General features: G+C 61.6%; 21 protein-coding genes. 12 read left to right on the top strand and 9 right to left on the bottom strand.

Annotated elements, in window-relative coordinates:
* Positions 1-5: 5 nt before the first annotated feature.
* Genes JN12_RS09240 through JN12_RS09230 form a run of 3 tightly spaced genes read left to right on the top strand, consistent with a single transcriptional unit; the run spans position 6 to position 1817 of the window.
* Entirely contained in the window at positions 6-944 is a 939-nt protein-coding gene (locus JN12_RS09240) for an ABC transporter substrate-binding protein (protein ID WP_246125810.1), read from the top strand.
* 36 nt (positions 945-980) lie between these two features.
* Entirely contained in the window at positions 981-1388 is a 408-nt protein-coding gene (locus JN12_RS09235) for a response regulator (RefSeq protein ID WP_145021573.1), read from the top strand.
* Positions 1389-1424: 36 nt separating this feature from the next.
* A complete protein-coding gene (locus JN12_RS09230; RefSeq protein ID WP_145021572.1) occupies positions 1425-1817 on the top strand; it encodes a hypothetical protein in 393 nt (130 codons plus the stop codon).
* A 65-nt stretch (positions 1818-1882) separates the two neighbouring features.
* On the opposite strand, the gene JN12_RS09225 is transcribed toward JN12_RS09230, so the two are convergent.
* Positions 1883-2440: a metallophosphoesterase gene (locus JN12_RS09225; RefSeq protein WP_170241881.1), complete on the bottom strand. Its 558-nt coding sequence runs from the start codon at positions 2438-2440 to the stop codon at positions 1883-1885.
* 55 nt (positions 2441-2495) lie between these two features.
* On the opposite strand from JN12_RS09225, the gene sppA reads away from it, so the two are divergent.
* From sppA to JN12_RS09195, 6 genes are all read left to right on the top strand, one after another.
* Positions 2496-3329, top strand: a complete 834-nt coding sequence (sppA, locus tag JN12_RS09220) for a signal peptide peptidase SppA (RefSeq protein ID WP_456237312.1) — start codon at positions 2496-2498, stop codon at positions 3327-3329.
* Positions 3330-3332: 3 nt separating this feature from the next.
* Complete coding sequence (locus JN12_RS09215; RefSeq protein ID WP_145021568.1) at positions 3333-4316, top strand: ABC transporter permease; 984 nt, start codon at positions 3333-3335, stop codon at positions 4314-4316.
* Position 4317: 1 nt separating this feature from the next.
* Positions 4318-5172 carry an oligopeptide ABC transporter permease gene (opp4C, locus tag JN12_RS09210; protein ID WP_145021566.1) on the top strand — a complete coding sequence of 285 codons (855 nt, stop codon included), beginning with the start codon at positions 4318-4320 and terminating at the stop codon, positions 5170-5172.
* A 155-nt stretch (positions 5173-5327) separates the two neighbouring features.
* Positions 5328-5810 (top strand): hypothetical protein, encoded by a 483-nt coding sequence (locus tag JN12_RS09205; RefSeq protein WP_145021564.1) that lies wholly within the window; start codon positions 5328-5330, stop codon positions 5808-5810.
* Positions 5792-6631: a M48 family metallopeptidase gene (locus JN12_RS09200; RefSeq protein ID WP_246125809.1), complete on the top strand. Its 840-nt coding sequence runs from the start codon at positions 5792-5794 to the stop codon at positions 6629-6631. The genes JN12_RS09205 and JN12_RS09200 overlap by 19 nt, the downstream gene beginning before the upstream one ends.
* A 104-nt stretch (positions 6632-6735) precedes the next feature.
* Entirely contained in the window at positions 6736-7413 is a 678-nt protein-coding gene (locus JN12_RS09195) for a carbonic anhydrase (RefSeq protein ID WP_145021559.1), read from the top strand.
* 71 nt (positions 7414-7484) lie between these two features.
* On the opposite strand, the gene JN12_RS09190 is transcribed toward JN12_RS09195, so the two are convergent.
* The 3 genes from JN12_RS09190 to pal form a co-directional block, all read right to left on the bottom strand.
* The gene (locus JN12_RS09190) at positions 7485-9263 is read right to left on the bottom strand and encodes a M3 family oligoendopeptidase (protein ID WP_145021557.1); all 1779 of its coding nucleotides are present in this window, start codon (positions 9261-9263) and stop codon (positions 7485-7487) included.
* Between the two features lie 174 nt (positions 9264-9437).
* Positions 9438-9590, bottom strand: a complete 153-nt coding sequence (locus tag JN12_RS20465; RefSeq protein ID WP_170241880.1) for a hypothetical protein — start codon at positions 9588-9590, stop codon at positions 9438-9440.
* A gap of 211 nt (positions 9591-9801) precedes the next feature.
* On the bottom strand, positions 9802-10386 hold the full coding sequence (gene pal, locus JN12_RS09185; protein ID WP_145021555.1) for a peptidoglycan-associated lipoprotein Pal: 585 nt from the start codon (positions 10384-10386) through the stop codon (positions 9802-9804).
* A 158-nt stretch (positions 10387-10544) separates the two neighbouring features.
* On the opposite strand from pal, the gene JN12_RS09180 reads away from it, so the two are divergent.
* Positions 10545-11051: a MarR family winged helix-turn-helix transcriptional regulator gene (locus JN12_RS09180; RefSeq protein ID WP_211360521.1), complete on the top strand. Its 507-nt coding sequence runs from the start codon at positions 10545-10547 to the stop codon at positions 11049-11051.
* A gap of 17 nt (positions 11052-11068) precedes the next feature.
* Here the strand turns inward: JN12_RS09180 and JN12_RS09175 are convergent, their stop codons facing one another.
* Positions 11069-11530 carry an NUDIX hydrolase gene (locus tag JN12_RS09175; RefSeq protein ID WP_145021551.1) on the bottom strand — a complete coding sequence of 154 codons (462 nt, stop codon included), beginning with the start codon at positions 11528-11530 and terminating at the stop codon, positions 11069-11071.
* Between the two features lie 193 nt (positions 11531-11723).
* Between JN12_RS09175 and JN12_RS09170 the strand changes: the two genes are divergently transcribed.
* Positions 11724-12302 (top strand): superoxide dismutase, encoded by a 579-nt coding sequence (locus tag JN12_RS09170; protein WP_145021548.1) that lies wholly within the window; start codon positions 11724-11726, stop codon positions 12300-12302.
* A 31-nt stretch (positions 12303-12333) separates the two neighbouring features.
* Positions 12334-12744, top strand: a complete 411-nt coding sequence (locus JN12_RS09165) for a quinol oxidase (protein ID WP_145021545.1) — start codon at positions 12334-12336, stop codon at positions 12742-12744.
* A 53-nt stretch (positions 12745-12797) separates the two neighbouring features.
* Here the strand turns inward: JN12_RS09165 and JN12_RS09160 are convergent, their stop codons facing one another.
* The 4 genes from JN12_RS09160 to JN12_RS09145 are packed head-to-tail and all read right to left on the bottom strand — an operon-like array spanning position 12798 to position 16583.
* Entirely contained in the window at positions 12798-13382 is a 585-nt protein-coding gene (locus tag JN12_RS09160) for a DNA-3-methyladenine glycosylase I (protein WP_145021542.1), read from the bottom strand.
* Complete coding sequence (locus tag JN12_RS09155) at positions 13379-14179, bottom strand: NRDE family protein (RefSeq protein WP_145021539.1); 801 nt, start codon at positions 14177-14179, stop codon at positions 13379-13381. Before JN12_RS09155 ends, JN12_RS09160 begins: the two co-directional genes overlap by 4 nt.
* Positions 14180-14229: 50 nt before the next feature.
* Positions 14230-16047, bottom strand: a complete 1818-nt coding sequence (gene recQ / locus JN12_RS09150; RefSeq protein ID WP_145021536.1) for a DNA helicase RecQ — start codon at positions 16045-16047, stop codon at positions 14230-14232.
* Between the two features lie 56 nt (positions 16048-16103).
* On the bottom strand, positions 16104-16583 hold the full coding sequence (locus JN12_RS09145; protein ID WP_145021534.1) for a PaaI family thioesterase: 480 nt from the start codon (positions 16581-16583) through the stop codon (positions 16104-16106).
* Positions 16584-16904 lie beyond the last annotated feature (321 nt).

Raw genomic sequence — 16904 nt, 5'->3', positions numbered from 1 at the left:
AGTTCATGCGCAATGGTTTCATCGCATTCCTGATAGCGGTACTTCTTTTCACGCTCGTTCTGCCGGCCACCACTGCCGAGCGGATGATCGGCGTGGTACTGAGCGGTGATCTCCCCCGCTATCGGGAGGCGCACCGTGCCTTTGTCAGGTCAATGTCCCAGCAGGGCTACAGTCAGGAGAGCCTCGGCATCTTTCTGCAGGTGCCGAACCCTGATCAGCTTTCATGGGGGAACGCGGTCAGGAAGTGTTCGGCCCTGGGGGCCGAACTGATCGTTGCCTATGGCGCACCGGCGGCCCAGGTTGCGGTGCGGGAGGGGGGGGGAGTACGTGTAGTCTACGCCGATGTGTACGGACCCATTGAAACCGGCATTGCCCAGGCCAAGGGTGTGGTCGGCGTCTCCGCAAAGGTTCCGCTGGTAACCCTGCTGAAGACCGCTACCGAATACCGCCCCAACCGGACCATTGGCGTTGTCTACTCGTCCAGGGAGATCGGGACGGTGGTTCAGTTGAAGGAAGTACGGCGTTATGCCGCCACAATCGGCGCCAAAGTCCAGGAATTGAACGTTACCAATTATGCGGCGCTGGAGGAGAGGCTCATAGCCCAGTTGCCGAAACTCGACTCCCTTTTTGTGGGGGAGTCGGTGGTTGCCAGCAGAAACTTCGACCGGATCGTCCACCTTGCCCGGGAGGCAAAAGTCCCGGTCCTTTCCACCATGCCCGGTGCCTGCGAAAAGGGGGCACTGGCGTCCCTCGAAATAAGCCCGACCGAACAGGGAGAACTCGCGGCAGAGCAGGCCTCCCGCCTTCTCGGCAGGGGAGGGGGGGGGCTTGCCATGCGCCAGCCCAAACAGATCGACCTGGTGATCAATCTGAAGGTCGCCAAGGCCCTTGACCTGAATATCCCTTTCCAGGTATTAAGTATGGCCACCCGGGTGGTAAAGTGATATAGTCGCGCCCTGTGCAGCGAGCTTCGGTACCTTATGGGAAACATTCTGATTATTGACGACGACCAGGCCTTTACCGGCATCCTGGACGCGTACATTGGGCAGTATTACCCCTACCTCACGGTGAAGGTCTGTAACGATCCGGTCACGGCCCTTGCCGATATCAGGCAGGGGAAGCTCGATCTGTTGGTAATCGACCTGGAAATGCCGACGCTGGATGGCATGAAGGTCTTTGCCTATGCATTGGATGCCGGAATCGACAAAAACCGCATCGTCATCCTCTCCGGCCGGGACGTGGACTTTCTGCACGATACCTTTCCCATGGGGACCTGCCTGGCTGTTCTGAACAAATTCGAAGCAAAACAAAAGGCAGTGTTGGAGATGATCTTCGGTTCGCTCAACAGGAAGGCGGAGGTCAGGGACAGGCAGGCCCAGGGAGAATAATTCCGTTTACCTGGCGCCAGGGAGGCATGTGTGACGATGAGCGGGAAAAAGCTCGTATTGACGATCTATGGGCAAAACCACATCCGGCCCGACTGGCGGGTAGACCTTGACGGCCCGGCCTTTCAGGGGTTCTGCCAACGGTTGGGCGATGAACTGCACCGTTTTGGCATCGATTTCAGCACCACCTTCAATCCAGAGTTCACCATCGACGTCAAGAGCTACGCCGACCTTCTCAATGCCGTCAGGATATCATCTCAGGCGGATGGCTTTGCCAATCGCTGCGTTGGCCATCTGATCGGCAAGAGCGAGCACCTGGATCTCATGGAGGATATCACGCGTGCCGTGAAGAGGGTGGCGTTCGCGCCGGAGACCATTCCGCCCGATGAACACAATCGCCGGGTTTGTCACAATTGCGGCTGCGGCTGTTAGAAACTGTGAGGAGTGAGGGGGCAGGGGGCAGGGGGCAGGCGCGAAACGCGGGTCAGTTTCACCGTTCATGCTGTCTCATCGGGATCGAGCGCTATGATGGCGGCCGAAGCGGTTCCGCCGGCGATGTCAAGGATGGCGTAGCTCGGGGTTGCTACCCGATACTGCAATGTACCGGGATTGACCAGGAGCATGCCGTCCGTTTGCTGCACCATGGATTGATGGGTATGGCCGAAGAGGACGATGTCCGCCCGCTCGGACAGGCTCTTTTTGATCAGGTGATGCAGCCCGTTCTTGACCCCATAACTGTCGCCGTGGGTAATGAGAATCCTCTTGCCGGCCATGGTGGCTGTTCGGAGGCGCGGTTCGGCACAGCCGGTATCGCAGTTCCCCGGCACGGCCAGTACCGGCAGTTGGCAGAACTGGCCGACCAGCACGCCGTCCTCGTACTCATCCCCCAGGTGGATCACCAGGTCTACAGGCCCAGCCTCGTTGACGGCCTTGACTGCCCGGGCATAGTTGCCATGGGTATCGGAAAAAATGATGATGCGCATGGTGGAAGAGTAACAGAAATAGCGGTTCCTGGTCAATCTGCCAAGGTCCGGTTGTGGGAGAGGGGGCGACATGCAACGTAAATGGCTCTGGTTCGGGCTTGGCCTGACCGTCATGATAATCCTCCTGATGGTGTTCGGTGTCCTGGCAGTGTGCTCTCTCCTGGGTGAGAGCCGCTCGCTGACCGTCGGCAGTGGCATCGGCCTGGTGGAGGTTCGGGGGCTGATCCTCGATCCGCAGGAAACGGTGAAACAGCTTCACGATTTCCGGAAAAACGACAACGTCAAGGCAGTGGTCCTGCGCATCGACTCCCCGGGCGGGGTGGTCGGGCCGTCACAGGAGATCCACGCCGCTGTCAAAAAGCTTAGCGCCACCAAAAAGGTCATCGTTTCCATGGGGAGCGTGGCTGCCTCGGGCGGCTACTACATTGCGGTCCCGGCCACGGTTATCTATGCCAACCCCGGTACCATCACCGGCAGCATCGGGGTGCTGATGAAGTTCTCCAACATCGAGGGGCTTCTGGACAAGGTGGGGATGAAGTCGTTCACCCTGAAGACCGGAAAGTTCAAGGACGCCGGTTCACCGGTCCGGCCGATGACCGACGAGGAACGGGCCATGCTCCAGGGGGTGATTGACAGTACCCATGGCCAGTTTGTCCGGGCCGTTGCCGAGGGGCGCAAGCTACCGGAGGAAAAGGTACGGGAGATCGCCGACGGCCGGATCTTTTCCGGTGAACAGGCCCTGGCGCTGAAGCTGGTCGACCGGCTCGGCACCCTGCAGGACGCCATCGACGAGGCCGGCCGTCTTGCCGGTCTCAGTGGCGAGCCGCAGGTCATCCGTCCCCCGAAAAAGAAGAAGCTGCTGCTGGATATGCTGGTGGAGGAGAGTGCCAGCCGGATCGACCGGGCTCTGGGCACCAGCCGTGGGCTGAGCCTGAACTACGAACTGGGAACAGGCGAGTAGGAGATGCCTGCCTATCTCCTCCAGCGTCTGGTGGCCCTGGTTCCCCTCCTGCTCGGGATCACCCTGATCACCTTCGTGGTGATGCACCTGGCACCCGGTGAGCCGGTGGAGATGCAGACCGCCATGAACCCCAAAGTCTCCGCCCAGGCGCGGGAACGGCTCCGGGAATTCTACGGCCTGGACAAGCCGCTTCACGTCCAGTACCTGAACTGGCTGGGGCGCCTTGCCAGGCTCGACTTCGGCCGCTCCTTCGCCCCGGACAACCGGCCGGTCATGGACAAGATCCGGGAGCGGATACCGGTGACCCTCTCCCTCAACGTGATCGCCCTGGTGCTCGAATTCGGCCTGGCGATCCCGATCGGCATCCTGGCTGCAACCCGCCGTGACACCCTGCTGGACAAGGGGATCACCCTGTTCGTCTTTCTCGGCTTTGCGGTGCCGACGTTCTGGCTGGCGCTGATCCTGATGTATCTCTTCGGTGTAAAGCTCGGCTGGCTGCCGATCTCCGGCCTGCACTCCCTTGGAAGCGACAAGCTGCACGGCTTGGCCTGGTTCGGTGACCTGGCCCGGCACCTGATCCTGCCGATATCAATCGCCACCTTCGGGAGCCTGGCCGGGCTGTCCCGCTACATGCGCTCCACCATGCTGGAGGTGATCGGTCAGGACTACATCACCACGGCCCGGGCCAAGGGCCTCACGGAACGGGTGGTGATCTATCGCCACGCCCTGCGTAACGCCCTCCTGCCGGTCATTACCCTGCTCGGGTTCTCCCTGCCCGGCCTGATCGGCGGCAGTGTGATCTTCGAAACGATCTTCGCCATCCCCGGCATGGGACAGCTGTTCTACATGGGGGTCATGTCCCGTGACTACCCGCTGGTCATGGGAATCCTGACCATCGGCGCCGGCCTGACCCTGGTCGGCAACCTGCTGGCGGACCTGGCCTATGCCGCGGCCGATCCGCGCATCCGGCACGGGGGGAACGCGTAGCATGTCGTTCAAGACCTCCTATTTCTACTCCATCGTGCTCCGGCGGCTTCGGTCGAACCGCTTTGCCATGGCCGGGGCACTCGTGGTCGGCATCCTCTTTGTCTTCTCGTTTCTGGCCCCCTTCATCACCCCGTACGCCCCCGACACCCTGGATGCCTACCGGGTCCTGATGCCACCGTCGGCGGAGCACTGGTTCGGGACCGACGAACTTGGCAGGGACGTCTTCACCCGGATGATCTACGGTGCCCGTATCTCCCTGAAGGTCGGCTTTGTCGCCGTGGGGATCGCGGTCACCATCGGGACGGCGATTGGTCTCTTGGCCGGCTACTATGGCGGCTTCCTGGACAGTCTGATGATGCGCGGGGTGGACATCATGCTCTGCTTCCCCACCTTTTTCCTGATCCTGGCGGTGATTGCCATGCTGGAGCCCTCCATCTGGTACATCATGGCCATCATCGGCCTCACCGGCTGGATGGGGGTGGCGCGGTTGGTGCGGGCCGAGGTCCTTTCCCTCCGGGAGCGGGACTTTGTCCAGGCTGCCCGGGCACTGGGGGCATCGGATTTGCGGATCATCTGCGGCCACATCCTGCCCAATGCCCTGTCGCCGGTGCTGGTGGCGGCCACCCTCGGCGTTGCCGGGGCGATTCTGACCGAGTCGGCCCTGTCGTTCCTCGGCATCGGGGTCCAACCACCGACTGCCAGCTGGGGGAACATGCTCACCTCGGGCAAGGATTACCTGGAGTTTGCCTGGTGGCTGTCGCTCTTTCCGGGCATGGCCATCCTGGTGACGGTGGTGGCCTACAACCTTTTGGGGGAGGGGATACGCGACGCCCTCGACCCCCGGCTGAACCGATAGGTTGCTGAAAAACAGCCATCTCGCCGCCGTCCTCGCAAGCTCCTGTGTGCGGCGTAGCGCTGCTACGCCTCCGCTGAGCTTGCTGCGGGTGCGACGATCTGACTATTTTTGAGCAACCCGGGGAGCTTTCAGGAATTTTTATCAGAAAGGTCCTTATGACCGAGATAAACAAGAGTGATTTCGATATTGAGTCGCTGGAGGACGAACTGCGGGTGGACGGGCTCTGCCAGTCCCTTTTGCGCCGTTTCTACGACAAACGTCTCGCTGCCGGCCTGACGCAGCGGGACGCGACGCTGCTCGCCAACAGTGCGGACTATTATCTCCGCGATTTCGTGGTGGACCGGATGCGCCGTAACCCGTTCGACGAGCCGCCCGGTCTGATCCGCCAGTTTGCCGGCAACTGGTACATCGTCAATACCCTGGAGCCGAACGTGGACGAACTGGCCCGGCACCTGGCCGGCATCAGGGCCTTCTACCACTTTCTGCATGGGGAGGGGTTGATATCCGCCGGGTTTCTTCAGGCTGTCGAAGCGGAGTGTGAGGCGCTCCCCTGGTTCAGCAGCCGGATCGACTCATTCTGGTCCATCGAGGAGGATGGCTACTACACCTGGGAGCGGGAATGCTCCCTGAAGGAATAAGGGTAAAGGGGGAGATGATGACACTATTTCGTTCGTTGGTATTGGCCCTCCTCGTTTTTGCCGGGCTGCTTTCCGGCTGTAGCGTCAACATGACCGACCTCCAGGGGATCAACCTGATCTCCGTGGACGAGGAGAAGGAGCTGGGAACCAAGTTTACCGCCGAGATCGAGAACCAGCGCCAGGTGGTGACCGATTCCGAGGTGAACGGCTATGTGGACCGGGTTGGCAAGCGGCTCCTAACCGGGGCCAGGGACGTACCCTTCCCGTTCACCTTCAAGGTGATCAAGGATGACAGTGTCAATGCCTTTGCGGTGCCGGGCGGTCATATCTATGTCCATACCGGCCTGATCAAGGCCGCTGCCAGCGAAGATGAACTGGCCGGGGTCATGGCCCACGAGATCAACCATGGGGTGGCGCGTCACGGCACCCGCCAGATGACCCAGCAGTATGGCTACTCCCTGGTGCTGCAACTGCTCCTCGGCCAGAACTCCGGCCAACTCAGCCAACTGGCCGCGTCCCTTTTCGGCCAGGCCGGTACCATGGCCTACAGCCGGGGAATGGAGAATCAGGCCGACTATCTGGGAGTGGAGACCATGGCCAGGGCCGGCTATGACCCCAAGGGAATGCTCACCTTTTTCACCAAGCTGGACAGTATGCAGGCGCAGCAGCCGTCCCAACTGGCCCAGTTTTTCTCCTCCCATCCGCTGACTGCCGAGCGGGTGCAGCGGGTGAACACGGCCATTGGTCAGCTCTCTCCCATGAAGTACAGCGGCCCGACCGACAAGGGGGCGTTTGCCCGTATCAAGGCCAAGGTGAAATGATGTCCCCTATCGTTTGATAACCACGAACCAAATCTTGGCAAGGGTTGACACGACTGTGTGACAGTGCTAATTTCACTTCGCTAATAAATTTTTTTGGAGGGATCATGCGGAAAAAGATTCTGGTGGGTTTCGTGGTAATTGGTTCACTGGTGCTCTCCGGGGCGTTGGCCCTCGGGTCCGGAGCCGGCACGGCGGACGAGGCGCTGCAGAAGCTGCTGGAAGGGAACAAACGGTACGTCGAGCAGCAGATGACCGGTCAAAAGCTGAGCGATGCTCACACCCGTGAGACGCTGGCCACGAGCCAGCATCCCTATGCCATCATTCTCTCTTGTTCCGACTCCCGGGTGCCGCCGGAGATCGTTTTTGACAAGGGGCTGGGTGAAGTCTTTGTGGTGCGGGTGGCCGGCAATGTTCCCGATCCGGTCGTTCTCGGCAGTGTCGAGTATGCTGCCGAACATCTCGGTTCACCCCTGGTGGTGGTGCTCGGTCATGAGCGGTGCGGTGCGGTGACGGCTGCCGTGGAAGCCAAGGGTAAGCCGGAGGGTAATCTCGGCGCCATCATCAAGACCATTGCCCCGGCCGTAAAGCAGGCCCGCACGGAGTACAAAGGGGCCGACAAGGCTGCTCTGGTGGAGACGGCCATCGACGACAACGTAAAGCTGGTGGCGGCCAACCTGACCAAGCAGTCGTCGCTTCTCAAGCATCTGGTGAAAGAAGGGAAGCTGAAGATCGTTGCTGCCAAGTACGACCTGGATGACGGCCAGGTGCGGCTGCTCAAGTAGCCAGTTGTCCTTACACGCACACGGTTTTATCCGGATACAAAAAAAGGCCCGCTTCTGCGGGCCTTTTTTTGTTAGCTGACCAGACCTTTCAGTTCTTCCAGCAGTTCTCCCAGCACATCATACCCCTTTTGCCAGAAATCCGGGGCAAAGAGGTCGATCCCGGCCGGCCGGACCGTGTCGGCCGGCGACTGGCTGCCGCCGCTGGCGAGGATCGCCTCGTAACTGGGGACAAAGCCGGTACCCTGCTCCTGGTAGCGGCGGTACAGGGCGAGTACCAGCAGTTCGGCAAAGGTGTATGAGTAGCAGTAGAAGCGGGTGTGGATGAAGTGGGAGATGTAGCTCCACCCCCAGCGATACGGTTCGATCATCTCCACCGCGTCGCCGTAGAGCCGGGCATTCTCCTCCCACCAGAGGTCGCCGATCCGGCCGGCGGTCAGGAGCCCATCAGCCCGCTCCAGATGCAGCCGCTCCTCGAAACGGGTCAGCACGTTCTGGCGGAAGGTGGTGGCGATGATCTCCTCGATCTTGGCGCAGAGCAGGGCGATGCGCACGCCCGGGTCACGTTCCCGCTCCAGCAGGTGCCGGGTGAGGAGCATTTCGGCAAAGACCGAGGCCGTTTCGGCCAGCGGCAGCGGCGCGTGGTAGTTGATCATGGTCTGCTGTTGGGACAGGACGAAATGAAGGCCGTGTCCCAGTTCGTGGGCCAGGGTGGAGACGTCCCGCAGGGTGCCGGTGAAGTTGACCAGCACATAGGGGGGGAGCGATGGGGTCATCCCCATGCAAAAGGCGCCACCGGTCTTGCCGGGCCGTGGGGGGATATCGATGCGGGCGTCGCTGAAGAATGCCTCGATGATCGGCCGGTAGGCGGGGTTGAACCTCTCGAAGGACTCCAGCACCAGGTCGCGGGCCTCGTCGAAGGTGTAGGTACGGTGGGTTTCTCCCACCGGGGCATAGATATCGGAGTTTTTCAGGCGGGGCAGACCGAGGAGACGGGCCTTGAGCCGGAAGTATTCCCTGGCCAGCGGGTAGTTTGTTTCGGAAACGGCCATCAGGTTTTCCACCACCTGGTCCGGGAGCTCGTTGCCGATGTTGGTCGGTTCCATGGGGTGGCGATACCCCCGCAACTCCAGCTCCTGCCCGTGGTCCAGGGCAACGGTATTGAATATGGTGGAGAGGACGATGGCATGCCCGCCATGGCTTTCCAGGAAGGTGGCAAAGGCGCGCTCCCGCACGGCGCCGTCCGGGTGGTGCAGGAGGGCGAGAAGCTCTTCGCCGGTCATCTCCCGTTGTTCCCCGTCCAGGGTGAAGGGGAAACGGAGGGAGGCGGACAACTCTTCGAACAGCCGGGCAAACGCCTCGCTGCCGGTCAGGTTCTTCTGCTTCAGGAGCTGTTCCTCCCGCTCCGGCAGGGCATAGGGGCGGAACTTGCGGACCCCGGCCAGGAAGTGCCGGTAGTTGGCCAGCAGCGGATCGTCCAGGAGTGCAGCGAACCGGTCGTCGGCAATCTGCATGAGTTCCAGCTCGAAGAACAGGATCTCCCGGGTCACCCGGTTGCCAAACTCCATGGCCTGCTGGGAGAGCTGCTTGTGGGGATCGTGCTCGGAATCGGCGGCAAAGAGAAGATGGGCGTACATCTGGGGTTTTGACAACTGTTCGTGAAGCGCTTCATAGGCAGTCAGGGCCGTGAGCAGGGCGTCGGCGTCGAGTTCAACGATCCGGCCGAGCCAGGTTTCACGGAACAGCCGGGCAGCTGCTTCGCCGGTCCGGAAATCGTGCGACAGCTCCGGGGCTTCCGGACCGGCATAGAGCGGGGTGGTATCCCAGCCCTGGATAGGAGTGCTGGTTTCCATGGGACCTCCTCTGTCTTCAAATGGGGAACATGCGCTGCACTGCCATCACCGGGACGGAGACGCTGGTGCACAAGGGTGGGTGGTGCCCACGGGGAACGTCGACACCATCGATACTGTCGGGTTGGGCGAGCATGAGGGATGTTGATCAAACGAACAACCGTCTGTGCCGTGCCCCTAAATGAACAGGTGCTCTTCCTGTTGATCCTGATGTTCCTGGGACTGCTCCTTGGCAGTGTAGAGGAGTACTGCGGCGACGCCGGCAGCCAGTCCGGTGATGAACGACAAGACGAGAGTTCCTGAGCCGAAGCCGTTTGAGTTTTCTGCCACGGTGCTTACCTGCCTTTCCAGTGAGGTCACGATGCTCGCCGGGTGCGAGAGAGTTAGTACCTAGTTCATACCAGATATTTCGGGAAATGATAAGTGGAAATTTGTTGGCAAAACGGGGAGTGTTCGTACTGAAGGGGCGGGCAGCCGGAGTCTACCGGCATGCCCGCCCGAAAAGCGGCTTTCAGAGGCGCTGTACAGCAAAAACAAACGGTCAGCGTTGAACCAGTACGAATTCGTCGCGGCGGTTCTTCGCCCACGCCTCCTCGGAGTGCCCTTGATCGGCTGGTTTCTCCTTGCCGTAGCTGATAACGGAGAGGCGATTTGCAGCTGTCCCCAGGGTTATCAGGTATTGCCGCGCTGCCTGGGCCCGCTTTTCGCCAAGCGCCAGGTTGTACTCGTCCGACCCCCGCTCGTCGCAATTGCCTTCGATCCTGACGGTTGTGGCCTTGTTCTGCTTCAGGAACGCGGCGTTTTTTGCCAGGGTGGCGCGGGCCTCGTCACTCAGGGCGTTTGAATCAAATGCAAAATAGATCTGGTTCAGTGATGCCGTGAGCTGGTCGGACGCTTTTGCCTGCTTCGCGTTGTCGGTCACTACCTGCTTGGCAGCTGCCTGCTGGCTGGATGGGTTCTGTTGTGCCGACTGCGCCGGGGTGACGGCGGCCGCCTTTGCGGGAGTCGTAGCTGTTGCCGCAGGGGCAAGCTGGTCATCCTTCTTGACCAATTCCTGCTTTGCACACCCTCCTGCAACCATAGTTGCACATGTCAGAGCCAGAATAGACAGAACTACGCGTTTCATTGATATTCCTCCTTGTTTTCTTGTCTCGATCCGCTTCGCCGGGGATGTCGCCAGGAAGCTGGTGTAGACATTGATTGCCGAGAATGTTTATGCTAAAAAAGATTACTACGCATATTATTTGAATGCAAAATAATTTTGCTGATTTTTTTGGAGACATCATGCCAAACGATCCGATGGTTGCGGAGATCCTCGACAACATCCGCCGGGTGTTTCAATTCGTCAACGAACACTCGAAGCGGGTGGTTAGGGAAACCGGTCTGACCGGTCCCCAGCTCTGGGCCATCAAAGTCATCGCCGAGCGCGCCCCGATCAGGGTGTCGGAGCTGGCCAAGCGGATGTATCTGCACCCGGCCACCGTGGTGGGAATCATCGACCGGCTCGAAGTGCAAGGATTGGTGTCGCGTACCCGTTCCCGGACCGACCGGCGGGTGGTGGAGATCGACCTTACCCCGCAGGGTATAACGTTGGTGGCAGAGGCCCCGGAGGTGTTTCAAGGGGTGCTGTTGAAGGGGTTGGGGTCGCTGTCGATGGATACGCTCCAGGAGATCGCCGGTGGGCTTGACAAGCTCGTGACCATTCTTGGTGTCCAGGAGACGCCACCAGTGCCGATTGTGCTGGTGGAGGAACGGACGTTAGCGAAAGCTAAGGGGAAGCGGCGCGGATAGTCCGACCGTACAACGGCTCACGGCAATCGTCCCGCAACGGTTTCCCCAACCTTCTGGTAGGGGCCGGTAGTATAGGCACCGAATGCCACGTTCCCGGAATGGTTCAGCAGGGCTGCCAGGCGATCACGATTTACCGGGTTGGCGACCATGGCCAGCGCCTCCTCTGCGTCGAACCAGCCGAGTTCCGGGGTTTCGGCGCTGGGAGTCAGCTCGCCCCGGCAATAGCGGGCGATAAAGGCAAAAATGAGCGCTGCCGGTGGCGTCAGTTTCGACCAGACGCAGGCCAGCGGCCCCAGAGTCACCGTCACCCCGGTCTCCTCAAGGACCTCGCGGTGGAGCGCCTCGATCAGGCTTTCTCCCTCTTCGACCCGCCCCTGTGGAATCTCCCACCCCCGTTTGTGGTGCCGGATCAGCAGCACCCTGTCGTCGGCATTGCGCACCAGGCAGCCGACCACCACGATATGACGCGGGCTCTCCATTCACTCATCCTTTCCCGAAATCTGCTCTCCCCGTTCCGGTAACCTTACGCTCTGCTGCTTCCCTTCTACCCGGCCGACCGGTCAATGTCAATTCAGTTCCTCTCGCCTTGCATCCGTACCCGATTGTGGTAAACGGAAAGGTAGATTCGTCACGTCGCACAGGCAGCATGACACCCCCAAGGAGGCAAGGACCATGGCATACACGGCACAGGATTATGGCAGGCTGATCGGCATCCCCGGCTTCAGTGAGACGCTTTTGAAGAACCATTTCACCCTCTACCAGGGGTATGTGACCAACAGTGGCAAACTGCTGGATACCCTGGCGCAGCTGATCGCGGACGGCAAGGGGGCGACTCCGGAATATGCAGAACTGAAGCGCCGCCTGGGGTGGGAGTTCAATGGCATGCGGCTCCACGAGCTCTATTTTGGCAACCTGGGCGGGAGTGCCCCCCTGGACCAGGGAACTGCTCTGGCCGGCAAGCTGGCTGCATCGTTCGGCAGCGTCGAATTATGGGAGAAGGATTTCAGGGCCACCGGCGCCATGCGCGGCATCGGCTGGGTCGGGCTCTATCTCGACCCGGTGGGGGACCGGCTGATCAACTTCTGGATCAACGAGCACGATGTGGCCAACCCGGCCGGTTGTACCCCTCTGCTCATCATGGATGTCTTCGAGCACGCCTTCATGCTCGACTACGGGCTGAAGCGGGCGGACTACATCGAGGCGTTTTTCCGGAACATCGACTGGCAGGCAGTGGCGGCGCGGTTGGCGTAGTCCGAACGTGTCTCGAAGGGAGGCGGTAGCGATGAAACGTTGGTTACTGCTGGCACTGCTGTTCGTCGTGCTGGGTGCGGTAACCGTTTGTGCCCGGGAGGCCAAGCGGGTGGTCCGGGCCACCGTCGGCGACGACGGGGTCCAGCGGGTGGAACTGGTGGGGGGCGGGTACTTTTTCGACCCGGACCATATCATCGTCAAGGTGAACGTGCCGGTGGAGCTCAGGGTGCGCAAAGAGTCGGGCTTCGTGCCCCACAACATCGTGGTCAAGGCGCCCGAGGCGGGGATCGAGTTCGAGGAGAGCCTCTCCTCCGATCCAAAAACCATCCGCTTTACTCCGACCAGGATCGGCAGCTACCCCATGTACTGCAGCAAGAAGCTCCTCTTCTTCGAAAGCCATCGGGAAAAGGGGATGGAAGGTCTGCTGGAGGTGGTTGAATAGAGTTGATCGACTCCGGCGAAACTAAGCGGGGACCGTACTGGTCCCCTTTTGGTTCATCGATACGAGGCAATGACCTCGCTTCTGCGGAAACAGTCGATTGTGTGATCGTTCACCATGCCGGTGGCCTGCATGTGGGCGTAACAGATGGTCGGGCCGACAAAGCGGAATCCCCGTTGCTTCAGGTCGCGGGAAAGGGCCTCTGCTTCGGGGCTTGTGACCGGAAAGTCGGCAAGGGTGCGCAGTTCGCTGACCCTGGGGGTGCCGTCCACGAAGCGCCAGATGTAGGTATCAAAACTGCCGAATTCCGCCTGGACCTTAAGGAAGGCGCGGGCGTTGGTGACCGTGGCCTCCACCTTGGCCCTATTGCGGATGATTCCCTGGTCCTGGAGCAGGGCACTGACCCTATCATTGTCGAACCGGGCGACCAGTTCCGGATCGAAACCGGCAAAGGCCTGCCGGTATCCCTCCCGCCGGCGCAGGATCGTATACCAGGAAAGCCCGGCCTGGGCCCCTTCGAGGGTGATGAATTCGAAAATCAGCCGGTCGTCGTGGACCGGCACCCCCCACTCGGTGTCGTGGTAGGCGACGTAGTCCGGCTTGCCCGGATCGACCCAAGGGCAGCGGCATGGTGCGGTCATGGATGTTCTCCTGCGTGAAGTGCGGAATGGCTGCCGTCGGGCGCGATGCTGACGGTCGTGGTAGCGGTGACCTGCTGCCGGCTGTCGTAGCATCGTTCCGCGAAGGTCACCCGGTTGTCCCGGTCGATCAGGATGAGGGTGGTGGACCGGGTACCGTATGCGTCGCCGGCAATGAAGATCGGGGAGAGGAATCGCTCCCGGTCGATGCCGATGCCGGTGTCCGGGAGAAGCGGATCCGGGAACTGGCTGGTGTCGGCAAGGGCGGCGAACATCGCTTCCATGTCCGGCTGTCCGGACGCGAGGAGCTCTGCCAGCCTGGCCTTGGCGGCTGTCACCTTTGGCCAGGGGGAGTCCAGGAGATGGTTGCTCAGGCCGTGGATGCCGGCTGGTATCTGCTCCGGACCACTGCCGCGGTTGGAGTGCCAGAATAGCCCGTTATCGTCGCCGACCAGCAGGTTGAAACCACCATAGCGCCCTTGTTCGCGGCCCAGCTTCTCCAGAAAGGCGGCCGGCGTCTCGGTCCCGGTAAGGAAGTCGGCCACCAGTCGCCCCCGTGACGGCGGGTTGGCCGGTTGGTGGTGGGGGTCCCGGTAGTTGGTGATAGCCGCCAGGCGCCGGGTGCTGGTTATTCCCAGCCAACTGCCTCCTCCCTGCAGGTCACGGCCGGCCAGGAGCTGCGACGCCTCCGGCCAGAAGCCGGCCGGTGCGGTCGGCCGGGTAAAGTATTCGTCCCGGTTGGCGGCCAGGACCAGGCGATAGCGGGGATGAGCATCCAGGGCGAAGACGATCAGGCACATGGGGGTATCATGTCAGAGGGGCGTTACTGCGTCAATGGCGGATTCACCCATCAGTCTGCCGAAGATACCCCCTCGCTGCAGTACGCCTTGATCTCCTGCAGGAAGTCACTCCCGTAGCGGCCGAGCTTGTGAGACCCCACGCCGCTCACCCGCCCCAGCTCCTCATGGGTCGTCGGCCGCAGGGCGGCCATGGCCACCAGGGTGGCGTCGCTGAAAACGACGAACGGCGGCACTTGCTGTTCGTCTGCCAGCCGTTTGCGCAGGGTCCGCAAGGCCTGGAACAGCCCCTCGTCGTAGGGAAGATCTTCCTTGCCCCGCTTGGCCGGCTGCTTTGCCGGCGCCGGCCTCAGCCGCGGCTTGGCCAGCACCAGCCGCTCCTCTCCCTTCAGCAGGGGCCGGGCCTTGGCGGTCAGACGGAGTACCGAGTAATTCGCCATGTCCTGCTCCAGGTACCCCAGATGCACCAACTGGCGAAAGACGCTTCCCCACACATCCTGGGACAGCTCCCGGCCAATAGCATAGGTGGAGAGCCGGTCGTGGCCGAGCTGTTGAATCCGCTGATTCTGGGAGCCGCGCAGCACGTCGATGACGTGTCCCATGCCAAAGCGCTGGCCGGTGCGGTAGACGCAGGAGAGTGCCTTCTGGGCCTCAACCGTGGCGTCGTACCGCTCGGGCGGATTAAGGCAGACGTCGCAGTTGCCGCAATCCTCCTCCAACTGTTCGCCGAAGTAGCCGAGCAGCACCCTCCGCCGGCAGGTGAGCGCCTCGGCAAAGCCGACCATGGCGTTCAGCTTGTGCAGCTCGATCCGGTTCTGCTCCGCGTTGTTCCCGGACTCGATCAGGGCGCGGCCGATGGCGATGTCGCCGTAGCCGAACAGGAGCAGCGCCTCGGCCGGCAGACTATCACGGCCGGACCGGCCGGTTTCCTGATAGTAGCTCTCGATGTTCCGCGGGAGGTCGTAGTGGACCACGAACCGGACGTTCGGCTTGTCGATCCCCATGCCGAAGGCGACCGTGGCCACCACGATCCTGAGGTCGTCCCGCAGAAACGCCTCCTGCACCCGGTGCCGCTCCCGGTCCGGCAGGCCGGCGTGATAGGCGGCGGCCCTGATCCCGGCCGCAGCCAAACGCTCCGCCACCTCCTCCACCCGCTTGCGGGACAGGGCGTAGACGATCCCCGCCTCGGTCGGCCGCCCTTGGAGAAACGCGGCCAACTGCTGGGCCGGCTTGTGCTTGGCCACCACGGTGTAGCGGATGTTGGGCCGGTCGAAGCCGGCCACGTGGCAGGTCGCCTCCTTAAGCCCCAGCCGCTCGATGATGTCGTCGCGGGTCTGGGGGTCGGCCGTGGCGGTCAGGGCGATGAGCGGCACAGCCGGAAAGAGTTTTCTCAGTCTTCCCAACTGCACGTACTCTGGTCGGAAGTCGTGACCCCATTGGGAGACGCAGTGGGCCTCGTCGATGGCAAAGAGGGCGATGGGGAGCTCCTGGAGCCGCTCCAGAAAAGCGTCGCTCATCAGCCGTTCCGGTGCCACATAGAGAAGTTCCAGCCGACCGGCGTGAAGGTCGGCCAGGACCCGGCGCGCCTCCGTTTCCGTGAGGGTGGAGTTGTAGCAGGCCGCGGCTACCCCGTTGGCGACCAGGGCGTCCACCTGGTCCTTCATCAGGGAGATGAGGGGGGAGACGATGATGCCGACGCCGGGCCGATGCAGGGCCGGGATCTGATAGCAGAGGGACTTGCCGCCGCCGGTCGGCATGAGGACAAAGGCGTCCTCACCCCGGATCAGGCCGTCGATGATCTCCTCCTGGTGGGGGCGGAAGGCGTCGTAGCCGAAGATGGTCTTGAGGGTCTGGCGGGGTGTAGTGATCATGAAGGGCCTTTGCAGGGGGTATGGCAGGCGTGGCAGTCTGTTGCGGCAGCAGTCGGTTATCCCGCTGCCTCGTCGAGGAACTGCCGGAGGCGTTCCTCCGGCACGTTGGCCAGGTTGGCGATCCGGGACAGCCGGGGGAATGACCAGCTGCTGTCGGCCTCGGCCAGCAGCACGCCATCGCTATGGATGGTGGCACGGACCGTAGCACTCCGGTTGTCGTGGGTCAGGACCGTGCCGGTCACCACCAGTTCACGGTTGGTCGGAACCGGCATCAGGTAGCGGGTGGTCATCTCCCGGGTCAGGCCGAGCCGGTTGAGCCTGGCGATGATAGCCCAGGCCGCGACTTCGTCCAGCAGGGTGGCGATGATGCCGCCATGGGTCAGCCCGTCGAAGCCGCAGTGATGTTCCGGGACGGTGTGGGTGGTGGTGCAGCCCTCTAGCGTGCGGCTGAAGCGTAGCTGCAGCCCGTGGGGGTTGCCGCTGGAGCAGCCGAAGCAGGAGCCGGGCCAGTGGGCCTGGATCTGGTGCCGTGTCATGCTATCACTTTCTGTCTGACGGATTGGTTCAGCATGGGAGGTTATAGTACCTTTTCCCGGGAGATGCAATCATAAGCGCTTCGCCCTTTGGGGAACGGATTTGGCGCTTCCTGTATCGCGGTAAGATTAGCTGCCTGTTATTTAGTCAATAAGGGAAAAGACCATGGCTTTTCGTCCCCTCGATACCTTATCCCCACAGTTATCCACACGGTTTTCAACAGTTCATGTGGAAACAAAGCGGCGGCAGTGAACGCTTTGCGAGTGCTAGACGCTAACTCCCGAGAGTTTATCCACTTTGTGGCGTGTCAAGAGAAAATATCA

The organism is Geobacter argillaceus (genome assembly GCF_007830735.1).
Taxonomy (GTDB): Bacteria; Desulfobacterota; Desulfuromonadia; order Geobacterales; family DSM-12255; genus Geomobilibacter; species Geomobilibacter argillaceus.
Note: the sequence above shows the minus strand (reverse complement) of the source record. Positions and strands in the feature narration are given on the sequence as shown.